Here is a 20,339-nt window from a genome sequence, read left to right as displayed (position 1 = left end):
GAAGGCGCTATTTTTTTATAAAGATTAAGATTTATATAGATTAAGATCTACTATCCTCATTATGATATATACTGAGGTAGCTATCGTAGCGCGAACTCTCAATAGAGCCTTCTTCCACAGCCTCCATAATGACACAACCGGGTTCATTGATATGCCTACAATTATGAAATCGACATTGATTCATCAACGCGCGCATCTCTGGAAAAAAATGGGATAGCTCCTGTTTTTCTATATCGACAATTCCCAACTCACGAATACCAGGCGTATCAATTAACTTCCCTCCAAAAGGAAGATCAAACATTTCAGCAAAAGTAGTTGTATGCTTTCCTTTGTCAGACCAATCGGAGATTTCACCAGTTTTCAACCCATATTCAGGGACGATTGCATTGATCAACGTTGATTTGCCAACCCCAGAATGACCTGATACCAAGGTTATTTTATCTTTAAGCAGTTGCTTGACAACGTCGATATTGGTACCGGTTAACGCAGAAACCTCGAAACAGGGATAGCCAATATGTTCATAAATAGCTTTATAGTCTGCCAATATCTCCAACCCTTCATCACTAAAAAGATCCAATTTATTGAAAATAATTACGGCAGGAATTCCGTAGGCCTCCGTTGTTACTAGAAAGCGATCGATAAAACCTAAAGATGTTGGCGGAGAGGCAAGTGTCACAACTAAAAAAGCTTGATCCAGATTTGCTCCGATAATTTGAGTTTGTTTGGACAAATTGACGGATTTTCGAATGATATAATTTCGACGAGGTTCCAGTTCGTGAATGACCGCACTATCCTGATCAGGTTCCACATCAAAATGTACCCAATCCCCCACAGCAACAGGATTAGTCGTTTTTATTCCTTTAGTACGAAACTTTCCTTTAATACGACAATCGTATCTTTTATCATCTTCGCCCAAAACTTGATACCAACTACCTGTCGATTTAGTTACCAGTCCTCTCATAAATCCTGTTGCATTAAATGTGTCATAGTACAAAAATCGGAAAAATTTATTAAACTTACCCTTTGATGAATTTCTTACCTTTGTAAGGAGACTAAAATTCAATTTTGTGAAAAAACTATTTCTTCTAGATGGAATGGCTCTGATATATAGAGCTTATTTTGCATTGAGCAAAACTCCCCGAATTACCTCAACAGGGTTAAATACAGGAGCAATCATGGGATTTACCAATACCCTATTGGATGTATTGAAAAATCAGCAACCTTCCCACATAGCAGTAGTGTTCGACACGGCGGCACCTACCGCACGACATATTGAATTTGAAGCTTATAAAGCACATCGCGAATCTATGCCAGAAGACCTTGCGGCCTCTATCCCCTATATCAATCGCTTAATTGAGGGCTTCAATATTCCGATCATCACCATGGATGGTTACGAGGCCGACGATATTATCGGTACGCTGGCAAAAAAGGCTGAAAAGCAAAATTTTCAGGTCTATTGCATGACACCGGATAAAGATTTCGGGCAACTTGTGTCTGAAAATATCTTTATCTATAAACCTGCACGCATGGGTAATGGAGCAGAAGTACAAGGTGTCAAAGAGATTCTTGAAAAATGGGAAATTTCTGATGTTTGCCAGGTCATCGATATTCTCGGTCTTTGGGGTGATGCCGTAGACAATATCCCTGGTATACCTGGTATTGGAGAGAAAACAGCGAAAAAACTTGTTCAGGAATACGGATCTGTCGAAGGCATTATCGCTAACGCGGACCAACTAAAAGGAAAAATGCGTGAAAACGTAGAGAATTTTGCAGAACAAGGGCTCATCTCCAAAAAATTAGCCACTATTTTATTGGATGTACCCATTGAACTCGATGAAAAATCGCTAGAACTGGAAGATCCAAACAAAGAAATCCTTGAACCGCTATTTGCTGAATTAGAATTCCGAACACTTGGAAAACGAGTTTTCGGCGAAGATTTCTCCGTCCTTGACAAGAGCAGCCCTACAAATGGACAAATGGATCTATTTTCGACCACAACAACGACAATTACCACCACCGAAATTGTTACCGAAGTTAGCGTCGAAAATGCAGCAATAAATAACATACATAATACCGGACATGAGTATGTTTTGGTTGATACAAACGAAAAACAAGTAGCGCTCGCTCAACAGCTTGCTTCTTTGGATAGTTTTTGTTTTGACACAGAAACAACAGGATTAGATGCAAACCTTGCGGACATTGTGGGCTTATCATTTTCTTTTGAGAACGCAAAAGCATATTATGTCCCAACACCTGCCGATCGTGATAGCGCTCAGGCTATAGTCGATATTTTCAAGGGCGCTTTAGAAAACCCAAAAATTGAAAAAATAGGACAAAACATCAAGTACGATATTTTATTATTAGCACGCTATGGTGTAAAAGTACAAGGCACCCTTTTTGACACCATGCTTGCACATTATCTGATTGATCCAGATACCCGTCACGGAATGGATGTACTCGCAGAAAATTACCTAAATTACAGCCCGGTATCAATCACAGAACTTATCGGTGAAAAGGGAAAGAAGCAAGGGAATATGCGCGACGTTGAAGTCGAAAAAGTAAAAGAATATGCTGCTGAAGATGCAGATATTACCCTACAGCTAAAAAATGTGTTTCAACCACTTCTTGTCGAGACCAACACCATGCAGCTCGCTCAGGATGTGGAATTCCCATTAGTCTATATACTCGCTGAAATTGAAAGAAACGGTGTAAAAATAGATGTTCCTGCACTTGGAGAGTTTTCAAAAACACTGGAGCAGGACATTAAAAATCTCGAGGAATCCATTTTTGAGAAAGCGGGCGTAAATTTCAATATTGCATCCCCGAAGCAATTGGGTGAAGTCTTATTCGATAAACTGCAACTGGATCCTAAAGCTAAAAAAACAAAAACGGGACAGTATAAAACAGGTGAAGATGTGTTATTAGCTTTGGCCCATAAATCAGATATCGTCCAAGATATTTTAAACTTTAGGCAAATGCAAAAACTCAAATCAACCTATGTTGATGCACTACCTGAGTTGATAAACCCCGAAACAGGGCTCATTCATACGTCCTACAATCAAGCGGTTGCCGCAACAGGCCGTCTGAGCTCAACGAATCCGAACTTGCAGAACATCCCGATCCGTACCGAGCGGGGGAGAGAAGTTAGAAAAGCCTTTATCCCAAGATCTGAAGACAATGTGATCCTCTCTGCCGATTATTCGCAGATTGAACTTCGCCTAATTGCAGAGCTAAGTAAAGATCAAAATATGATGGAAGCGTTTAGCCAAGGTCATGATATCCACCGGGCAACAGCCGCGAAAGTATACAACATGGATTTTGATGCTGTTACTTCTGAACAACGTCGCAACGCGAAAGCAGTTAACTTCGGCATTATATATGGTCAGTCGGCATTTGGCCTTTCTCAAAATCTTGGCATATCACGTAAAGAAGCATCCGATATCATCAATGAATATTTTAACCAATATACAGGGATAAAAAAATACATGAGTGATGCCGTCGAGTTTGCAAAGGAGAATGGTTACGTTGAAACAATTTTAAAACGGAGACGTTATCTGAGAGATATCAATTCCGCAAACATGACCGTTCGCGGATTCGCAGAAAGAAACGCTATCAACGCTCCGATCCAAGGATCAGCAGCAGATTTAATCAAACTTGCCATGATCGCCATTCAAAAGGAAATTGAGCAGCGAGGTTTATCCGGCAAAATGATCATGCAGGTGCATGATGAATTGGTTTTTGACGTACCTAAAGACGAGATAGCGGTATTCAAAAAAATTATTTTGGATAAAATGTCCAATGCTATAAAAACGAGTGTTCCTTTGATCGTAGAAATTGGAGAAGGCAAAAATTGGCTAGAAGCACATTAAAGTTATGATTAGAAAACTCATCCATATCTTATTATTATTGTGTGTCTGTAGCTTTACAAAGCTACATGCACAAGATGACAAACCTGTATTCTATGAAAAACTAGACCAGGGATTGATTCGCTTTTATTTTGACAAATATTATTATTTAGTTTCAAAAGAATGTGAGTTTAAAACGATCGAACGTGTGAGCAAATTTGATTTTGCAAAGCAAGTTTTTGATGGAGAGTTCCGCGATTTTGCGCCAAATGGATCGAGAATACTCATTGGTTCCTATAAAGATGGTAAAAAAGAAGGCTTATTCCAAGCCTTTCATCCGAACGGAGTGCTAAAATGGGAAGTAAATTTTCAAAACAACCATCCAACCGGTGATTGGAAATATTACTACCCGGATGGAAAACCCTTATTAACCATTGCCTATAATGAGCAAGGCTATTTTATCAAAGATTACTGGGACAACAGAGGCAAACAGGAGGTGATAGACGGCGAAGGCAACTATGAATTTTCTATTCCTTTTGAAGGTTTTACGGAGTTCGGTTTTGATTTCTATCTACGCAAAGGAAAGGTAAAAAACGGTAGGCCGCAGGGAAACTGGAATACATATTTCTACAATGTAGGTCAGCAAGCAGTTTACGCCATGACACAACGCTTTGCAAATGGTGTACTCACAACGACCTATGACGACAATGGAGATCTAAATAATGAGGATTTCATGTCGCTAAGTATCCTCCCTTACGACTATTTTATACGAGCGGAACTATTTAACGGTAAGTCCTGCAGCTTTGATGATTATTCCAATTTTTATGCATTCCTAACCAAACGTTTTAACGACAATCTCAATAAAACCGGGCTAGACATCACCAAACAGGTTAATTTTTCTTACTTAGTGGAAGTAAAGAAAAGCGGAATGGCTAATCCAAAAAGCCTCAAGTTAATATCAGATTCCGGCGACGAGCCTTTCGATGGCACTTTGAGCCGTATTGCGAGAAGTGTTGACTTCTATTTCCCTACATATAAAGACAATCAGCCTCAAGACGACCTTATCAGAGTATCCGGCGGAATCACACAGGGTAATGACGGAAAAATCTATACCCATTCAATTAAAATCGAAAGACAAATAGACAATTCGAGTAAATAATTATCTTTGCAGAAATAAATAGATATGAAATTTCATAAAGAAGGATATACCACATTAGCGATCGCTGTACTTTTTATCTTCATCATCAATGCCGTTGCGGATTATTATGACGCTCCGCAATACACTAAATGGTTTATTTATGCGCTCTCAGCATTCCTATTCATTACAGTTGTTCAGTTTTTCAGAAGTCCCAAAAAAGTGGTTAACCCGCAGGATGGCGTGATTCTCTGTCCAGCCGATGGAAAAGTTGTTGTTATCGAAGAAACTGAGGAAAATGAGTATTTCCATGATAAGCGGATACAGGTGTCGATATTTATGTCTCCTGTCAATGTGCATGTCAACAGAAACCCAATCAGTGGTTTAGTCACGTTCTTTAAATACCATCCGGGCAAATTTCTAGTGGCTTGGCACCCCAAATCATCTACCGATAACGAAAGAACAACAGTCGTTGTCAAAGATAAGGCTGGACGGGAAGTTCTTTTCCGCCAGATTGCAGGAGCATTAGCACGCCGCATTGTATGGTATGTAAAAGAAAAAGACGAAGTCGTGCAAGGCAATGAGTTTGGTTTTATCAAATTCGGCTCCCGCGTCGATTTGTTTCTTCCTTTAGGGACTGAAATCAATGTTAACATTGGTGATAAGGTTACTGGAGCAAAAACGATTATCGGAAAATTTTAACAATTTATTAATATCATTATAAGTAACTTAGGCTCCAAATCAGGGGCCTTTTTTATTCTGCAAATGAATTTTAGACAATTACTATTGGCAAACTCCGCAACTGTCGGTATTGCAATATCCACGATCAGCTTTTATTATAAACATGACCTACAGACAGCGTTGATCATTTTCTTTGTTGCTGTGGTAACGAGCTTCCTCCTATTTAACTATCTATTTGAAAAATACATATATCGTAGACTCAATACGATGTATAAATTAATTCATAACCTTAAACTCGGCAAGGATCTTAAGGATGCTATCGGAGAACATGTCAGTGAGGATCCAATTACGGATGCTGAAAACGAAGTCAAAGCATGGGCAAAAGATAAAAAAAACGAGATAGAGCAGTTAAAATCACAAGAAAAATTCCGTAGAGAATTTTTATCCAACATTTCTCATGAATTCAAAACGCCATTATTTGCTACCCAAGGTTACATTGAAACCCTGCAAGATGGCCTTATGGAAGAAGATATGGAAATGGCCAAGAACTTCTTAGATAAGGCTGCCCGGAATCTGGACAGGCTAAATTACCTGATTCAGGATCTTGATGAGATATCCAAACTGGAATCTGGAAAAATGGTCCTGAATATAGAGAAATTCGATATCGTTGATCTTATTAAAGACACCACCTACTCTCTTGAGGACAAAGCTAAACAGCACAATATCAAAATAGAATTCAAGCCAAAAGTGGGCACACCACATTGGGTTAAAGCTGACCGCAATAAAATTCATCAGGTGTTATACAATCTGATTGACAATTCCCTAAAGTATGGAAAAGAGGGCGGGACAACTAAAATTAAGATTTTCCCACTATTTGAACAGGTTCTTATCGAGATTACAGACGACGGTTATGGCATCGAAGAAAAAAATCTCAGCCGTGTATTCGAGCGCTTTTTCCGAACTGATAAGAGTCGATCACGCGATATCGGAGGATCAGGATTAGGATTGGCTATCGTAAAGCATATTGTCGAAGCACATCAGCAAAACGTCAATGTCCGTAGTACAGAAGGCATTGGGACAACATTTGGCTTTACTTTACAAAAAGTTCAGTCAGGAAATTAAACAATTGATGACACTTTTGTGTTTAAACAAAATCAATGTTAACATTAACTTAACATTAAGGTATTATTTTTGCAAAAATAAATTTAAGATATGTCTTTAAATAGCATTTTTCAATACTTCGTTCCAAAGGATAAAAAATTCTTCCCTTTGTTTGAACAAGCCGGCAACAACTTGATCGAGATGTCAAAGTTGTTAAAAGATATTGTTAACTCAAGCAACCCTGAAAAGAAAAAGGAATTAACACGCAAAGTGGAAGATTTGGAACATAGAGGCGACAACATTACGCATCAAATTCATTTGGAGCTGGGAAAGAACTTTATCACTCCTTTTGACCGCGAAGATATACACTCTTTGGCAAGTTCATTGGACGATGTCGCAGATTTTATACACGGTGCTGCCAATAGAATGGACCTTTACAAGGTTGAAAAGGCCACTGAGCCAATGATTGAAATTGCTGACTTACTAGTCGAAGCTACAGAACATGTATCAAAAGCTATTCATGAGCTTAGAGATTTAAAAAATATCCGCAATATTACGGATTCATGTGTTCGCATCAATAGCGTAGAAAACAAAGCCGATTATATCTTCGATAAAGCTGTAGCTGACCTTTTTGAATTTGAAAAAGATGCAATTTCATTAATTAAACACAAAGAAGTGTTATCTGCAATGGAAGATGCAACCGATAAATGTGAGGATGTTGCTAACGTATTAGAAAGCATTCTAGTTAAAAACGCATAATCATTCGATTTAAGTGCACAAAAATTCTACGAGATTATGATGTCAACATTACTCGTTGTTGTGATTGTCCTTGCGATTGCCTTTGACTACATCAATGGATTCCATGATGCTGCCAATTCTATTGCGACAGTTGTATCAACAAAAGTTTTAACGCCAGCAATGGCCGTCTTATGGGCCGCGATATTCAACTTTGCAGCTTACTTCTACTTTACAGATCATAAAGTAGCCAATACCATTGCAAAAACAGTATTGGAAGAATACATTACCTTAGAAGTTATTTTTGCAGGATTACTTGCAGCAATTGGTTGGAACTTATTTACATGGTACTATGGAGTACCATCAAGTTCGTCCCATACACTTATTGGAGGTTTTGCAGGATCGGGTATGGCTTACGCTTTCATCCTTGGCGCAGATCCTATTCACGCTATCAACATTGATGCTACCTTAAAGATTATTGCATTTATCGTACTTGCGCCTATCATAGGTATGACGATATCGGTTATCATCACATTGATTGTAATCAATCTGGCGAAAAACTCCCGGCCAAGTGTTGCCGAAAAATGGTTCAAGATATTGCAACTTGTTTCTTCGGCGGCTTTGAGCTTTGCACATGGAGGTAATGATGCACAGAAAGTAATGGGAATTATCCTTGTCGCTATGGTAGCTGGTGGTTATGTCCCAACGACTGAACACATGCCAGAGTGGATTCCATTGACTTGTTACGCAGCAATCGCTGCCGGAACAATGAGCGGTGGATGGAAAATTGTCAAAACGATGGGAACCAAGATTACAAAAGTAACACCTTTGGAAGGTGTTTGTGCTGAATCTGCGGGAGCTGTCACCTTGGGTATCACAGAACATTTCGGAATACCAGCCTCAACAACGCATACCATTACAGGTGCAATCATCGGAGTTGGTGTTGTCAAACGTGTCTCAGCAGTACGTTGGGGGGTAACAATCAGCTTGTTATGGGCTTGGATATTGACAATTCCAGTTTCAGCTTTGTTGGGCGCATTGTCGTTATTGGTCGTACATTATTTGCTTTAGAAAAAAATACTTAATTTTTTTCTTAAACCTATTGAAACAAAACAAAAATTTACTACTTTCGTAGCGGATTTTTGTTTTGTTGTTTCACATTAAATACTTAATTTAGTACAAAATATAGCAAAAACAAAATTTTAACATAATTTTAAGACTTTGGCACGGCAATTGTACTGTTCCATGTGTTAATACAATAATTAAGTTTGAAAACAATTAAAATTAATAATAACCTTAAAAACAAGAGTATGAACTATTCTACAATTAAAAAAACAGCTGTTGCTGCTACATTAGTTGCCGCTTTAGGTTTCGCTGGTACAGCACAAGCTCAACAAGTATTCGGTGGTAGATCACAATACAGAACTTGGTCTATCGGAGTTCAAGGTGGTATCACTACACCAAACACAATTCTTCCTGGATCAAATGCTTTTGGACAAAAAGTAGGTTACTTCCAAAACAAAGTTGGTGAATACTACGGATTAACTATCCGTAAACAGTTCTCTCACACTTTCGGATTAGAGTTGGAAGCAAACCGTGGTAAGATCAAAACCTATAACAAAGCTCTTGACGGATTTAACGGATTTGAAGCTGGCTCTGGAACTAATCGTAATGGTGTTGCTAAATCTGCACAAACTGATGTAAATTGGGCAGCTAGCATTAATGGTGTATTTCAATTAGGAACTATTGATTTCTTAAGAAGAGAAAATGCGGTTAACTTTTACGCTAAAGTCGGTTTAGGAGTGTTGGCCAATAATCCTGTTCAATTTGGAAATGAAGACTTTTCTGGAACAGAGGTTTATAACAATAAAGGTAATTGGGGATCTGAAATCTTCGGTGACCGTGAATTCAAAGGTGACCGTGATAACAAGTTAACCGCTTTCGTTCCTGTAGGGGTAGGTGCAAAATTCAAATTATCTGAAGTAGTTGCATTGAACTTGGGTTACACAATGAACTTCACTGATGATAACTTATTATATGGTCCAGCTCGTACAGATTACAAAGGTAAATTCTCTACAGTTATGGCTGGTCTAGAATTCACTTTAGGTTCGAAAGATAAACAAAACTTGACTTTTGCTAACCCAGTTGCGACATTGTACGATGAGTTGAAAGATCCTTCATTGAGAAACGAAGTTGAAGCATTGAAACAACGTGTAAGCACTTTAGAAGGTACAGTTAACACATTAAGCGCTGACGCTGATGGTGACGGTGTATCTGATAAATTTGACAAATGTCCTGGTACTCCAGCTGGTACTCCAGTAGATGGTTCAGGATGTCCAATCAAATTCCCAGAGCCAGTTGTTAACAACGTTACTTCTAACGGTTACTACCCTCCAATTCAATTCGAATTTGATAGCTCAGTATTGAAAACTTCATCTTACTCTACATTAGACAAATTGGCTAAGGAGTTACGTGATAACAACTCTGCTGTACAATTAGATGGTTATGCATCTGCTGAAGGTTCTGAAGCTTATAACTTAACTTTATCTAAAGACCGTGCTAACTCTGTAAAACAATATTTAGTAAACGCTGGTGTTTCTTCATCAAGCATCACAGCTAAAGGTTACGGAGAGAAAAACCCAGTTGCATCAAATGCTACTGAAGAAGGTCGCGCTCAAAACCGTCGTGTTGAGATCAAAAAATAATCGTATATAACTTATACATTATAATAAGAGCCGGCTTTAAAGCCGGCTTTTTTATTTTACCCGTATTATCCTTAACTTTGTGGAGGATATCCGATTTGTGGAAAATTAGTTCGAACAAATTAGATAAGAAATTAGTATTTTGAATTAAGGAACAGAATACTGGTTTTAAACTTTTGAGAATGGAAGAGGATTTTGAATTTGAAAACCCCGAGGAAAGAAAAATCTCGGTGGACAGATATGAGGAAATGCTTCGAAACGAGGATCAGTATTTTTTTGACTCCAAAGCTTTTGAAGGAATTATTGATTACTACGCTGAAAAAAATGACCCTGTTAAGGCCTTACAGGTTACCGAATTTGCGATCAGCCAACATCCTTTTGATATTACGTTTTTATTGAAACAGGCACAACTGTTTTCAACGATTCAACAATATCAGAATGCACTTGCAGCACTAGATAAAGCGGAATTATTGGAAGCTTCAGAAGGAGACATTTTCTTGATCCGCGGTGGCATATTAGGCAGTATCGGCCAATTTGATAATGCTTTGGAACAGCTCTTCAAAGCACTTCCGCTATTAGATAATAAAGATGAGGTGTATTTCCATATTGCGATGATCTTTCAAGCGCAAATGAACTATGACAAGGCAATAATTTATCTAAAGAAAGCACTTGAGCTCAACATGGATTACCAAGAAGCACTCTATGAATTGGCCTACTGTTATGATGTATTGGATAGACAAGAGGAAAGTATCTCCTTTTATAAAAAATACATTGATTCAGATCCATACTCCTACTATGCTTGGTACAATTTGGGAAATTCTTACCATAAAATCAGTCGGTTTGAGGAAGCTTTAGACGCATACGACTATGCTATATTAATTAAGGAAGACTTTTCTTCCGCTTATTTCAATAAGGGAAATGCTCTAGTCAATCTTGATCGCTATCAGGAAGCATTGGATGTTTACAAACAAACATTTGAATATGAACAACCAAGTGCTGATACCTATTGTGCGATAGGCGAATGTTATGAAAAACTTGAGCAGATGGAAGAAGCTCGCAATTATTATAAAAAGGCCGTCAAATTAGACGGGGAGCTTGCTGATGCCTGGTTCGGTATTGGGGTTACCTTAGATTTCGAAGAACGCTATTTTGAATCACTGCATTTTTATAAAAAAGCATTGGAACTGGAGGATACAAACCCCGATTACTGGTTTGCGATTGCCGACGCCCGGTACAAACTACAACAAATAGATCTTGCAGAAGAAGCCTATAAAAAGGTAGTCGCTTTAAACCCAACAGACATCGATGCCTGGCTCGATTATTCCTCAATTCTATTTGAACAAAGTAAAATTGAAGAAGCTATTAATGTGATATCTGATGCCATCACACAAAATCCAAATGCAGCAGAACTGTACTATCGTGTAGTTGCTTATCTATTTGCCAATGGACAATACAATGAAGCGCTCAACTTTTTAGAGCTTGGCTTAGCGACTGATCCCGATAAGCATCATATTCTTTTTGATTACCTTCCACAGCTGCAGGGGAATCAGATCATTACTGAAATTGTAAAAAAATATACCAAGCCGAAAGATTAACATACAATAGGCGCCACATCCGGTCGTTGCCACGCAACGACCGGATACTAAAATGAAGATATATTCCTATCCCCAACGTACTTTTCGCAATTCAAATGAAAAAATTAGGCTTAATAGGATACCCATTAGGGCATTCTTTTTCAAAAAAATATTATTTAGAAAAATTTAAACAAGAACATATTACCGATGTGGATTACGATTTATATCCACTTGCTCAAATAGCCGATTTTACAACGATTGCTTCCAATAAAGATTTCTATGGTGTCAATGTGACCATTCCTTATAAGATAGCGGTTATGGATTACTTGGACGAGCTCTCAGAAGAAGCTCGTGCAATACAAGCTGTAAACTGCATTCGAATCAGCCATACATCAGATGGCGCAACACATCTAAAAGGTTACAATACTGATGCCTACGGTTTTGAGGCATCGCTAAGGCCGCTACTAAATCCCTTGGTGGATAAAAAGGCTTTGATTTTAGGTAATGGAGGCGCTGCAAAGGCTGTCATTTATGCCCTGAATCAACTTGGAATAATGCATACTTTAGTAAGCAGAACCAAACAGGCAGACCAGCTCACTTATAATGACCTTAATGCCGCTATCCTAGCTGACCATACAGTGATTATCAACTGTTCACCGGTTGGTACATTCCCCAATACGGCAGAATATCCAAAAATTCCTTACGAATTCTTAACCGAGAACCACCTCTGTTATGATCTCATTTACAATCCAGAGGAAACAGCATTTCTTCGAAAAAGCAAAGAAAAAGGCGCCAGAATCAAAAACGGATATGAAATGCTGGTTCTACAAGCAGAAAAAAACTGGGAAATCTGGAATAGTTGAGCTATCAATAGTAAGAGATCAATAAAAACTGTAATTTTACCACTATGTTTACGATAAAAACATTCACTTTCAATCCATATCAGGAAAATACTTACCTACTCTATAACGAGTCAGGAAATGCCATTATTATTGATCCAGGGATGTATGGCGAGCAAGAACAGCAAGAACTATTGGCTTTCATTGCAAACAATAACCTCAAGCCGACATTCCTATTAAATACACATTGCCATATTGACCATGTTTTAGGGAATAGTTTTGTCCATGAAAAATTTGGCTTGCTCCCACAGTTCCACGAAGGTGAAGTACCAATTTTAGTAGCGGTACAGAATTACGCTCCTCAGATGGGCATCCGATATGACATCTCACCAATTGGAGAAACATTTCTAAATGAGGATGATCCCATTTATTTAGATAATGATGAGCTAAAGGTCATTCTTGCACCTGGACATTCCCCTGCACATATCTGTTTTTATTCAGCTAATCAAAAATTCTTGATCGGGGGAGATGTCCTATTTCGCAATAGCATTGGCCGTACTGATCTTCCTGGGGGAAATCACCAGCAGCTTTTAGATAGCATAAAAACAAAACTTTATACCCTGCCCGACGACACGATCGTCTATCCGGGGCATGGACCATCGACAACGATTGGCTTTGAAAAAAATTCTAATCCATTTATCCGAGGATAAAAGTTATGAATCTACCATTTCTATTTGCAAAAAGATATCTGTTTTCTAAGAAATCAGTTAACGCCATTAATATCATCTCTTCTATTAGTGTAATTGGCGTAATGGTAAGTAGTGCTGCTTTAATCATATTGTTATCTTCATTCAATGGAATGGAACAGCTGATACTATCTATGTACAGTAAGTTTGCTCCTGAACTGAAAATTGAACCCCAAAAAGGAAAACTTTTTGACAGTAAACAGGCTGTCTTCAGTGAATTACGAAAAGATTCCAATGTGGTTCATTACACGGAGGTTCTACAAGAGAAAGTATTACTGCAATATTCAAATAGACAATTTATTGCAAATATGAAAGGCGTCGAACCTCAATCGCTAAGTAAAAAGGCCGGAGACAGTATTCTCGTAGATGGTCAGTACAAACTTACCCATGATTCTACTAACCTCGCAATTATAGGGGCAAGTGTACAGGCAAATCTGGCAATTCCTATGCAGAACTCTGTGGAACAAATTCAAGTGTATTCTCCGAGAAAGGGAGTAAAGAATTCTTCCAATCCTGCAGAAGAATTCAACATCCGATCCATAGCTCCCGGAGGGGTATTGCGCTATCAGCAAGATTTTGACAATTTGATTATTACGCCAATTTCATTTGCTAAAGAGGTTCTCGGAGAATATGAGCGCGTTTCATCGATCGAGTTTTACCTAAAAGATGGTGTGGATGTTAATTCATTTGGGCAAGCATTACAAAAGAAAATAGGACCGGATTACATTGTAAAGAATAGGGAAAAACAAAACCCTACCTTATATAAAAATGTACGTGTTGAACGCTGGGTTGTCTTCTTTATACTGACCTTGATCAGTGTGATTGCAATCTTTAATATTGTAGGTTCCTTAACCATGCTTGTACTAGACAAACAAAAGGATATGACAATACTAAAAGGTCTCGGTGGGTCGAATGATCTAATTCAACGTATCTTCTTTTATGAAGGCCTTATGATCGCCATTATTGGCTGTGTATTAGGTCTATTGATAGGAGGCATATTCAACTATATCCAGTCAGCTTATGGAATCATTCGTGTAGAGGATGGAGCAAATACAATTATTGACAGCTACCCTATGGTAAGTAAGTGGAGTGACTATATTTTAGTCTTCATGACAGTCATTAGTATCTCTGGTCTAGTTTCCTATTTCTCGGCAAAGCTAAGTGTCAGAGAATTAAATAAATTAAAGGCGACCGATTAATAACTTGAGCTTTTTCGGCTCTGACTACCTTTTGTAATCTGTTGGATTAAACTGCCCCATGCAAAAGGATTTAACAATGGATTAGCATAACGTTGGTTGATGACTTTATTATTCATCGTATTAAAGCTCTGCGCATTGTTAATTGAACGCATTTCATTTCCGTCACGTGGTATTACAGCTGCCATTGCCGCTAATGACTCATAAGACAAGGACCTCCTTACTCTCACGATGTTATCTTCAGAAACGTCCAGATTCATAAATGCAATGTTAAACTCTTCGATGCTTGCCCATGGATAGGGTGTTACCATCGGGAGTTCCGTAACTAGATTTTGCATAATGATATTTGCGGTATATTTATCTCCAGGAACTTCTGGAATAGTGACAACTAAAGGATCAAAACCGACGGAAGTAAAACGAATGGTATCTCCTACATGTGCTACAAAAGAGAAATAGCCCTCGTTATTTGCCGCAAATGCTTCATTTCGGAAAGATAAATTAGTGACAGTCGCATAACCTACAGGAAGTCCAGACCCAACCGTAGTTACGATACCGGAATACTGAATAATCTTCCTTTCCTGAGCGTGTAAAGCAGCGGAACAAAAAAGTAGAAATACAGCAAATAATATAGAAACCAGCAACTTCATGGAACAAATTTAAACAAAAGTAGCCGAACTAGCCGTTAAATTGTGTTAATAGAAAAACTAATTAACAGGGGGTAAAGTTGCTTCTGGGGAATCGGGATCTGTTAAATTAATAGCCTCCACTGCTGTAATTTCAGGAACAGCTTTCTTAATCGCCTGCTCTAAACCAGCTTTAAAGGTCATAATGCTCATTGAACATGAAGCACATGCTCCCAATAATTTTAAACGCACGACGTTATCCGCTGTAATCTCTTCAACACTCACATTTCCGCCATCAGTCTCCAAATATGGTCTCAAGGTATCTAATGCTTGCTCAACTTTTTCTTTTAAAGTCATACTCTTAATGCTATTCAATGATTGTAATATGTAAAGATAATCAAATATTTTAAAATGTGTATTTTTAGGTCTCGGTACCAATGGAAAAACAACAAGTATATGACAATATATCCTCCTAATAGCTCCAATCGAGTTAAAGAATGTTAATAAGAAATGTTGTTTTTGCGATCAAATAATTATTAAACTATATTGCGCAATAAAATTTAATTGATTAGTATAACAAATTCACTTATCTTTGTAAAATGTTTTTAAATAGGCGTATAGCGGCTATCTGTGCCGGCATGATGTTTCTATTGGTATTTACTGGTTGTAAAAGTAAATTTGAGAAATTGCGCGCAAGCAATAACATCGCTCAAAAGTACGAAGAGGCCGTAAAACTTTATGAGAAAAAGAAATATACAAAGGCGTTAGTTTTGTTTGATGACTTGCGGACCAAATTCCGTGGACAAGCTGAAGCAGAAAATATTTACTATTATTTGGCATTTGCCAACTATCGGCTGAAAGATTATACATCTGCGGCATTTCACTTTAAGGATTTTGCAGATGTTTATCCAAACAGTGCAAGAGCAGAAGAATGTAGATTTATGCATGCCTATTGCTATTACTTGGATTCTCCAAGATCAACGTTAGATCAAGCGAATACAAAAAAAGCAATTGATGCATTACAGCTCTTTGTCAATCTCTATCCCGAATCAGAACGGTCCAAAGAAGCCGCAGATCTTATTCAGAAATTAAGAGATAAGCTTGAGCTTAAAGCATTTGCTAATGCAAGACTATATTATGACATGGGGCTTACGGATGATTACAGGGCAGCTGTAATCGCATTACAGAATGTATTAAAAGAATACCCTGATACAAAATACGCGGAAGAGATTGAGTTTTTAACATTAAAAGCACAATACATCTATGCGTCCAAAAGTTTCTTCCTGAAACAAGAAAGTAGATTTGATGATGCCTTAGACTATTATCGTAGCTTCGCAAGTAATTTTCCGAATAGCAAACATATGAAAGAGGCAGAATCCCTTCGTGAAAATTCTGAAAAAGGGATTAAAACCGCCCTCTCTCAAGTGAAGGATTATAATAAAGCCGTTGCAGAGCAGGAAGTATATATCAAAGAACAAAAGGCGAAAAAAGAAAAAGAAAATACCCAAAAAGATGAGTCAAAAAAATAACAATTCAATTCCAAACTCTACAGTTACACGTGACTTGAGACAATTGGACAAAGGCACAGACAATCTCTATGAATCTATTGTAGTTATTTCTAAACGCGCGAACCAAATTGCAGTAGACATTAAAGAAGAATTGAACGGAAAACTTGCGGAATTTGCAAGTAACAACGATAACTTGGAAGAGGTATTCGAAAACCGTGAGCAAATTGAGATTTCAAAACATTACGAGCGTATGCCAAAGCCTACTTTGGTTGCTATTGATGAATTTTTACACGATAAAGTGTATTACAGAAATCCTTCAAAAGAGCAGGACTAATCCTTAAACAATGGCTTTAGCTGGGAAAAATATTGTAATTGCTGTATGCGGCAGTATTGCCGCATACAAGATTGCATCCCTCATCCGCCTTTTAGTAAAAGCAGATGCCCGAGTTAACGTAGTCATGTCAAAAGAAGCGACAGCCTTTATTACCCCGCTTACGCTTTCCACTCTTTCCAAAAATCCTGTTTTAATTGATTATTATCAGCCGAATACCGGGGAATGGAATAATCATGTCGAAATTGCCTTAAATGCGGATTACATTTTAGTCGCTCCCGCAACGGCAAATACACTGGCCAAAATGGCCAATGGATTTTGTGACAACCTCTTAACTGCCGTGTATCTATCAGCGAAATGTCCAGTGCTATTCGCTCCAGCAATGGATTTAGATATGTGGAAACACCCGTCCACACAATCCAATATCAATAAGCTTAGTTCTTATGGCAATATCCTAATTCCTCCAGGAAAAGGGGAATTGGCTAGTGGCCTAGTGGGTGAGGGACGTTTGGCGGAACCAGAAGAAATACTGGATTTCTTAGTTAAATTTTCGGAGAAAGGACTACCCTTAGCAGGAAAGAAAGCGTTAGTATCTGCAGGTCCTACTTATGAAGCTATAGACCCAGTCCGATTCATTGGTAATCATTCAAGTGGAAAAATGGGCTATGCTATCGCCACACAACTTGAAGAACTTGGCGCAGACGTCACGCTAGTATCAGGCCCCAGCGCCCTTAAACTACCCAAAGGCGTCGATACCATTTCAGTCACCTCGGCAGCTGAGATGTTACATGCCTGTGAAGAACATTTTGAAGCCGCAGACATTGTTGTGATGAGTGCTGCTGTGGCAGACTACACACCAGTTGAAGTTGCTAGCCAAAAAATAAAAAAGAAAGAAAACGAATTCTCCATTGAGCTGAAAAAAACGGTAGATATTCTGGCAACTTTAGGGGCTAAAAAGAAAGAAAAGCAATTACTCGTTGGGTTTGCATTGGAAACCAATAATGAGCTCGAAAATGCAAAAGACAAATTGATTCGAAAAAACCTGGATTTTATCGTACTCAATTCCATGCAGGATAAAGGGGCCGGCTTCGCAACAGATACCAATAAAATTACTATAATCGATCGGGCTGGAAATACCCATGAGTTTAGCCTAAAATCGAAAGAAGAAGTTGCTAAAGATATCTGTTCAATTATCGTAAGCCTTTCCTGAGCACAACTTTTATAAACACATTCTCCGTGTTCAATGCCGCTATATTTTACAAATTTACAATCCTCAATTCCTTTGGATAATAGTTATTGATTCGGTTGGTCAATACCTTCATCCAACCCAAAGGTTTACCTTCAAAACATGCTATTGTCCATCCTTGAAGACTTTCTCCAATCGTATCCACAGTTATATTTTCCTTTCTAAGGTAATTACGGGCATCTTCAAGCGACAATTCTACCGATTGAAAGTCTTTGGTCAAATGATTACTCAAGGCCAGTGCATGGCTTGGTATTAGCTCCTTTCTGTTAAGCTTGCCGACATTGGTTCCCGCATTCTTAAGATAAAGTACATTTTGAAGATACTTTAGATCATGTTCGTACATTTTTGGGAAAACATATACATCCTCATGATGAAGAAAAGTATGAAAGCTAGTACTATCCGAAATCCAGTTATCTAAAATCCCTTTGGGTACATCTGATTTCTCTGGTTTAATTCGCTTTCTATTGAATATTTCCTGTTCACCAACCTTCTTAAGAACAGCAATAAAAAAGCCCTCTCCACCTAATTTATGCGGGTAAAATCGATAACCGTGTGCACGATGCTTATTAGAATTTGTATGATCAATTCCCCAATGCCCTTCAATAGCTATTTCAATAGATTCAAAATCGCCACTATCCAATAGCCAATCGACAATATCTTCATTTTCTTCCGGTGAATAAGAACAGGTTGAATAAAACAAATATCCGCCCTTATTTAGAGCGTTCAAGCTTTCAACCAAAATCCGTTGTTGTCTTTCGCTACAAAGCTTAACATTAGCTTCGGACCATTCATCGATGGCATCGGCATCTTTTCTAAACATTCCAGATCCAGAACATGGGGCATCAACAACCATCAAATCGAAGTATCCAGGAAGACGATTAAACGCTGCAGGATCATTATTTGTAGTTACTGTGTTCGCATTTCCCCATTTCATTAAGTTATCGTGCAAGATTGTAACCCTTGTTTTAATAATTTCATTTGCAACCAAGAGTGATTCCGGATGTAAGCTGCTGTTTAATAAGGTAGACTTTCCTCCTGGCGCGGCGCATAAATCCAAAGCCCGAATACTCCCCTTATGTAACTTCAAACTTCGAATGATATGATCGATGAACATGGAAGAAGCATCTTGTGGATAATATGCTCCAGCATGAAATAATGGATCTAACGTAAACACTGGACGATCCTGAAGATAATAAGCCACATTACACCAGGGAACTTGCCCTGCATTAGGAAACGGACAATCTTCTAATTTATTAGGGTTTAGGCGTATTGCTGTCGCCCGAATACCTTCCTCATGTATCTTAATAAATGCAGCAGTATCAAATAGCGGATTCACTCCTAACTTTTTCACTAAAGAATTTGGCAGAAAATTACTCATGTTGTCCCAATAGTTTGCGATAAAATTAAGATAAATAAAAATGAAGTCAAAATAAGTGGTAAATTACAAGAAAGAGTAACTTTGCGTCATGAAAGAATTCAAGAAATATGCTATTATTGCTGCAACTCCGGAGGAGCTGTATCTTGCATTAACGACCGAAATTACCGCTCGTCTTTGGACAGGGGACCTTGTGTCAATAGACCCTACTGTCAATGGAGAATTCTCTTTGTGGGATGGTGCTATAACTGGCCGATTCTTGGAACTAGAACCGTCGACAAAAATTGTACAAGAATGGTATTTCGGGGAAACAGACAGCCCTTCTATTGTTACATTAAAGTTGCATGAACATAAAAAAGGGACTTCCTTGGAAATTAGGCAAACGAATATACCTGATGAAGACTTTGAAAATATCTCGGATGGATGGGAAGATCCTTATATCTCTTCGTTGATCGACTTTTATACAGAAGAAGATTAAATCAATGCAGGCATTCTTGCAAAGCACATAGTGTAATAGTCATAAAATTGAGGTATTTGTGTTCCATATAGACCGTTGGCAATACAGATACCTCCTTTACTGTGCCCGACTTTCCACTTTCCAATATATAATAATTGATATTTCACTATTATACAACATGTGAGTCGTTTCAATATCTCAAATAGAACGGATTATAATTTCTACATGCTCCTTTAATCCCAATC

At 38.2% G+C, this 20,339-nt stretch carries 19 protein-coding genes; 15 read left to right on the top strand and 4 right to left on the bottom strand.

The window, feature by feature from the left end; all coding sequences use genetic code 11:
• Positions 1-40 precede the first annotated feature (40 nt).
• The gene (rsgA, locus tag AACH28_RS16665; RefSeq protein ID WP_201669779.1) at positions 41-961 is read right to left on the bottom strand and encodes a ribosome small subunit-dependent GTPase A; all 921 of its coding nucleotides are present in this window, start codon (positions 959-961) and stop codon (positions 41-43) included.
• Between the two features lie 106 nt (positions 962-1,067).
• Here rsgA and polA point away from each other — a divergent pair, with 106 nt between their 5' ends.
• The 11 genes from polA to AACH28_RS16610 all read left to right on the top strand — a co-directional run bounded on the left by polA (position 1,068) and on the right by AACH28_RS16610 (position 14,557).
• Positions 1,068-3,869, top strand: a complete 2,802-nt coding sequence (gene polA / locus AACH28_RS16660) for a DNA polymerase I (RefSeq protein WP_341831036.1) — start codon at positions 1,068-1,070, stop codon at positions 3,867-3,869.
• 4 nt (positions 3,870-3,873) lie between these two features.
• A complete protein-coding gene (locus AACH28_RS16655; RefSeq protein WP_145330946.1) occupies positions 3,874-5,004 on the top strand; it encodes a toxin-antitoxin system YwqK family antitoxin in 1,131 nt (376 codons plus the stop codon).
• Between the two features lie 24 nt (positions 5,005-5,028).
• Positions 5,029-5,682 (top strand): phosphatidylserine decarboxylase family protein, encoded by a 654-nt coding sequence (locus AACH28_RS16650; protein ID WP_088163340.1) that lies wholly within the window; start codon positions 5,029-5,031, stop codon positions 5,680-5,682.
• 63 nt (positions 5,683-5,745) lie between these two features.
• The gene (locus tag AACH28_RS16645) at positions 5,746-6,783 is read left to right on the top strand and encodes a cell wall metabolism sensor histidine kinase WalK (RefSeq protein WP_145330944.1); all 1,038 of its coding nucleotides are present in this window, start codon (positions 5,746-5,748) and stop codon (positions 6,781-6,783) included.
• 90 nt (positions 6,784-6,873) lie between these two features.
• Entirely contained in the window at positions 6,874-7,521 is a 648-nt protein-coding gene (locus AACH28_RS16640) for a DUF47 domain-containing protein (RefSeq protein WP_046671637.1), read from the top strand.
• Between the two features lie 36 nt (positions 7,522-7,557).
• Positions 7,558-8,568: an inorganic phosphate transporter gene (locus AACH28_RS16635; protein ID WP_046671636.1), complete on the top strand. Its 1,011-nt coding sequence runs from the start codon at positions 7,558-7,560 to the stop codon at positions 8,566-8,568.
• A 197-nt stretch (positions 8,569-8,765) separates the two neighbouring features.
• Positions 8,766-10,202 carry an OmpA family protein gene (locus AACH28_RS16630; RefSeq protein ID WP_407073621.1) on the top strand — a complete coding sequence of 479 codons (1,437 nt, stop codon included), beginning with the start codon at positions 8,766-8,768 and terminating at the stop codon, positions 10,200-10,202.
• A 179-nt stretch (positions 10,203-10,381) separates the two neighbouring features.
• The gene (locus AACH28_RS16625) at positions 10,382-11,794 is read left to right on the top strand and encodes a tetratricopeptide repeat protein (RefSeq protein WP_145330942.1); all 1,413 of its coding nucleotides are present in this window, start codon (positions 10,382-10,384) and stop codon (positions 11,792-11,794) included.
• A gap of 95 nt (positions 11,795-11,889) precedes the next feature.
• Positions 11,890-12,636 carry a shikimate dehydrogenase gene (locus AACH28_RS16620; RefSeq protein WP_145330940.1) on the top strand — a complete coding sequence of 249 codons (747 nt, stop codon included), beginning with the start codon at positions 11,890-11,892 and terminating at the stop codon, positions 12,634-12,636.
• A gap of 44 nt (positions 12,637-12,680) precedes the next feature.
• The gene (locus tag AACH28_RS16615) at positions 12,681-13,322 is read left to right on the top strand and encodes an MBL fold metallo-hydrolase (protein WP_145330938.1); all 642 of its coding nucleotides are present in this window, start codon (positions 12,681-12,683) and stop codon (positions 13,320-13,322) included.
• Positions 13,323-13,327: 5 nt separating this feature from the next.
• Positions 13,328-14,557 (top strand): FtsX-like permease family protein, encoded by a 1,230-nt coding sequence (locus tag AACH28_RS16610; RefSeq protein WP_145330936.1) that lies wholly within the window; start codon positions 13,328-13,330, stop codon positions 14,555-14,557.
• Here AACH28_RS16610 and AACH28_RS16605 read toward each other — a convergent pair.
• Together AACH28_RS16605 and AACH28_RS16600 are read right to left on the bottom strand one after the other, a co-directional pair.
• A complete protein-coding gene (locus tag AACH28_RS16605) occupies positions 14,554-15,201 on the bottom strand; it encodes a hypothetical protein (protein ID WP_341831035.1) in 648 nt (215 codons plus the stop codon). The two genes, AACH28_RS16610 and AACH28_RS16605, sit on opposite strands and share 4 nt — an antisense overlap.
• A gap of 57 nt (positions 15,202-15,258) precedes the next feature.
• Positions 15,259-15,534 (bottom strand): NifU family protein, encoded by a 276-nt coding sequence (locus tag AACH28_RS16600; RefSeq protein ID WP_075990344.1) that lies wholly within the window; start codon positions 15,532-15,534, stop codon positions 15,259-15,261.
• Between the two features lie 242 nt (positions 15,535-15,776).
• Between AACH28_RS16600 and AACH28_RS16595 the strand changes: the two genes are divergently transcribed.
• Genes AACH28_RS16595 through coaBC form a run of 3 tightly spaced genes read left to right on the top strand, consistent with a single transcriptional unit; the run spans position 15,777 to position 18,226 of the window.
• Positions 15,777-16,706 carry an outer membrane protein assembly factor BamD gene (locus AACH28_RS16595; RefSeq protein ID WP_075990345.1) on the top strand — a complete coding sequence of 310 codons (930 nt, stop codon included), beginning with the start codon at positions 15,777-15,779 and terminating at the stop codon, positions 16,704-16,706.
• Positions 16,690-17,019, top strand: coding sequence for a DNA-directed RNA polymerase subunit omega (locus tag AACH28_RS16590; RefSeq protein WP_075990346.1), 330 nt, complete (start codon positions 16,690-16,692; stop codon positions 17,017-17,019). Before AACH28_RS16595 ends, AACH28_RS16590 begins: the two co-directional genes overlap by 17 nt.
• Positions 17,020-17,029: 10 nt before the next feature.
• The gene (gene coaBC, locus AACH28_RS16585) at positions 17,030-18,226 is read left to right on the top strand and encodes a bifunctional phosphopantothenoylcysteine decarboxylase/phosphopantothenate--cysteine ligase CoaBC (protein WP_341831034.1); all 1,197 of its coding nucleotides are present in this window, start codon (positions 17,030-17,032) and stop codon (positions 18,224-18,226) included.
• A 46-nt stretch (positions 18,227-18,272) separates the two neighbouring features.
• Here coaBC and AACH28_RS16580 read toward each other — a convergent pair whose 3' ends face one another.
• Entirely contained in the window at positions 18,273-19,640 is a 1,368-nt protein-coding gene (locus tag AACH28_RS16580) for a methyltransferase RsmF C-terminal domain-like protein (RefSeq protein WP_341831033.1), read from the bottom strand.
• 88 nt (positions 19,641-19,728) lie between these two features.
• On the opposite strand from AACH28_RS16580, the gene AACH28_RS16575 reads away from it, so the two are divergent.
• A complete protein-coding gene (locus AACH28_RS16575; protein WP_341831032.1) occupies positions 19,729-20,115 on the top strand; it encodes an SRPBCC family protein in 387 nt (128 codons plus the stop codon).
• The last annotated feature ends 224 nt before the right edge of the window (positions 20,116-20,339 follow it).

Source organism: Sphingobacterium thalpophilum, from assembly GCF_038396785.1.
GTDB lineage: Bacteria > Bacteroidota > Bacteroidia > Sphingobacteriales > Sphingobacteriaceae > Sphingobacterium > Sphingobacterium thalpophilum_A.
This window is presented reverse-complemented; position numbering and strand designations above follow the sequence as displayed.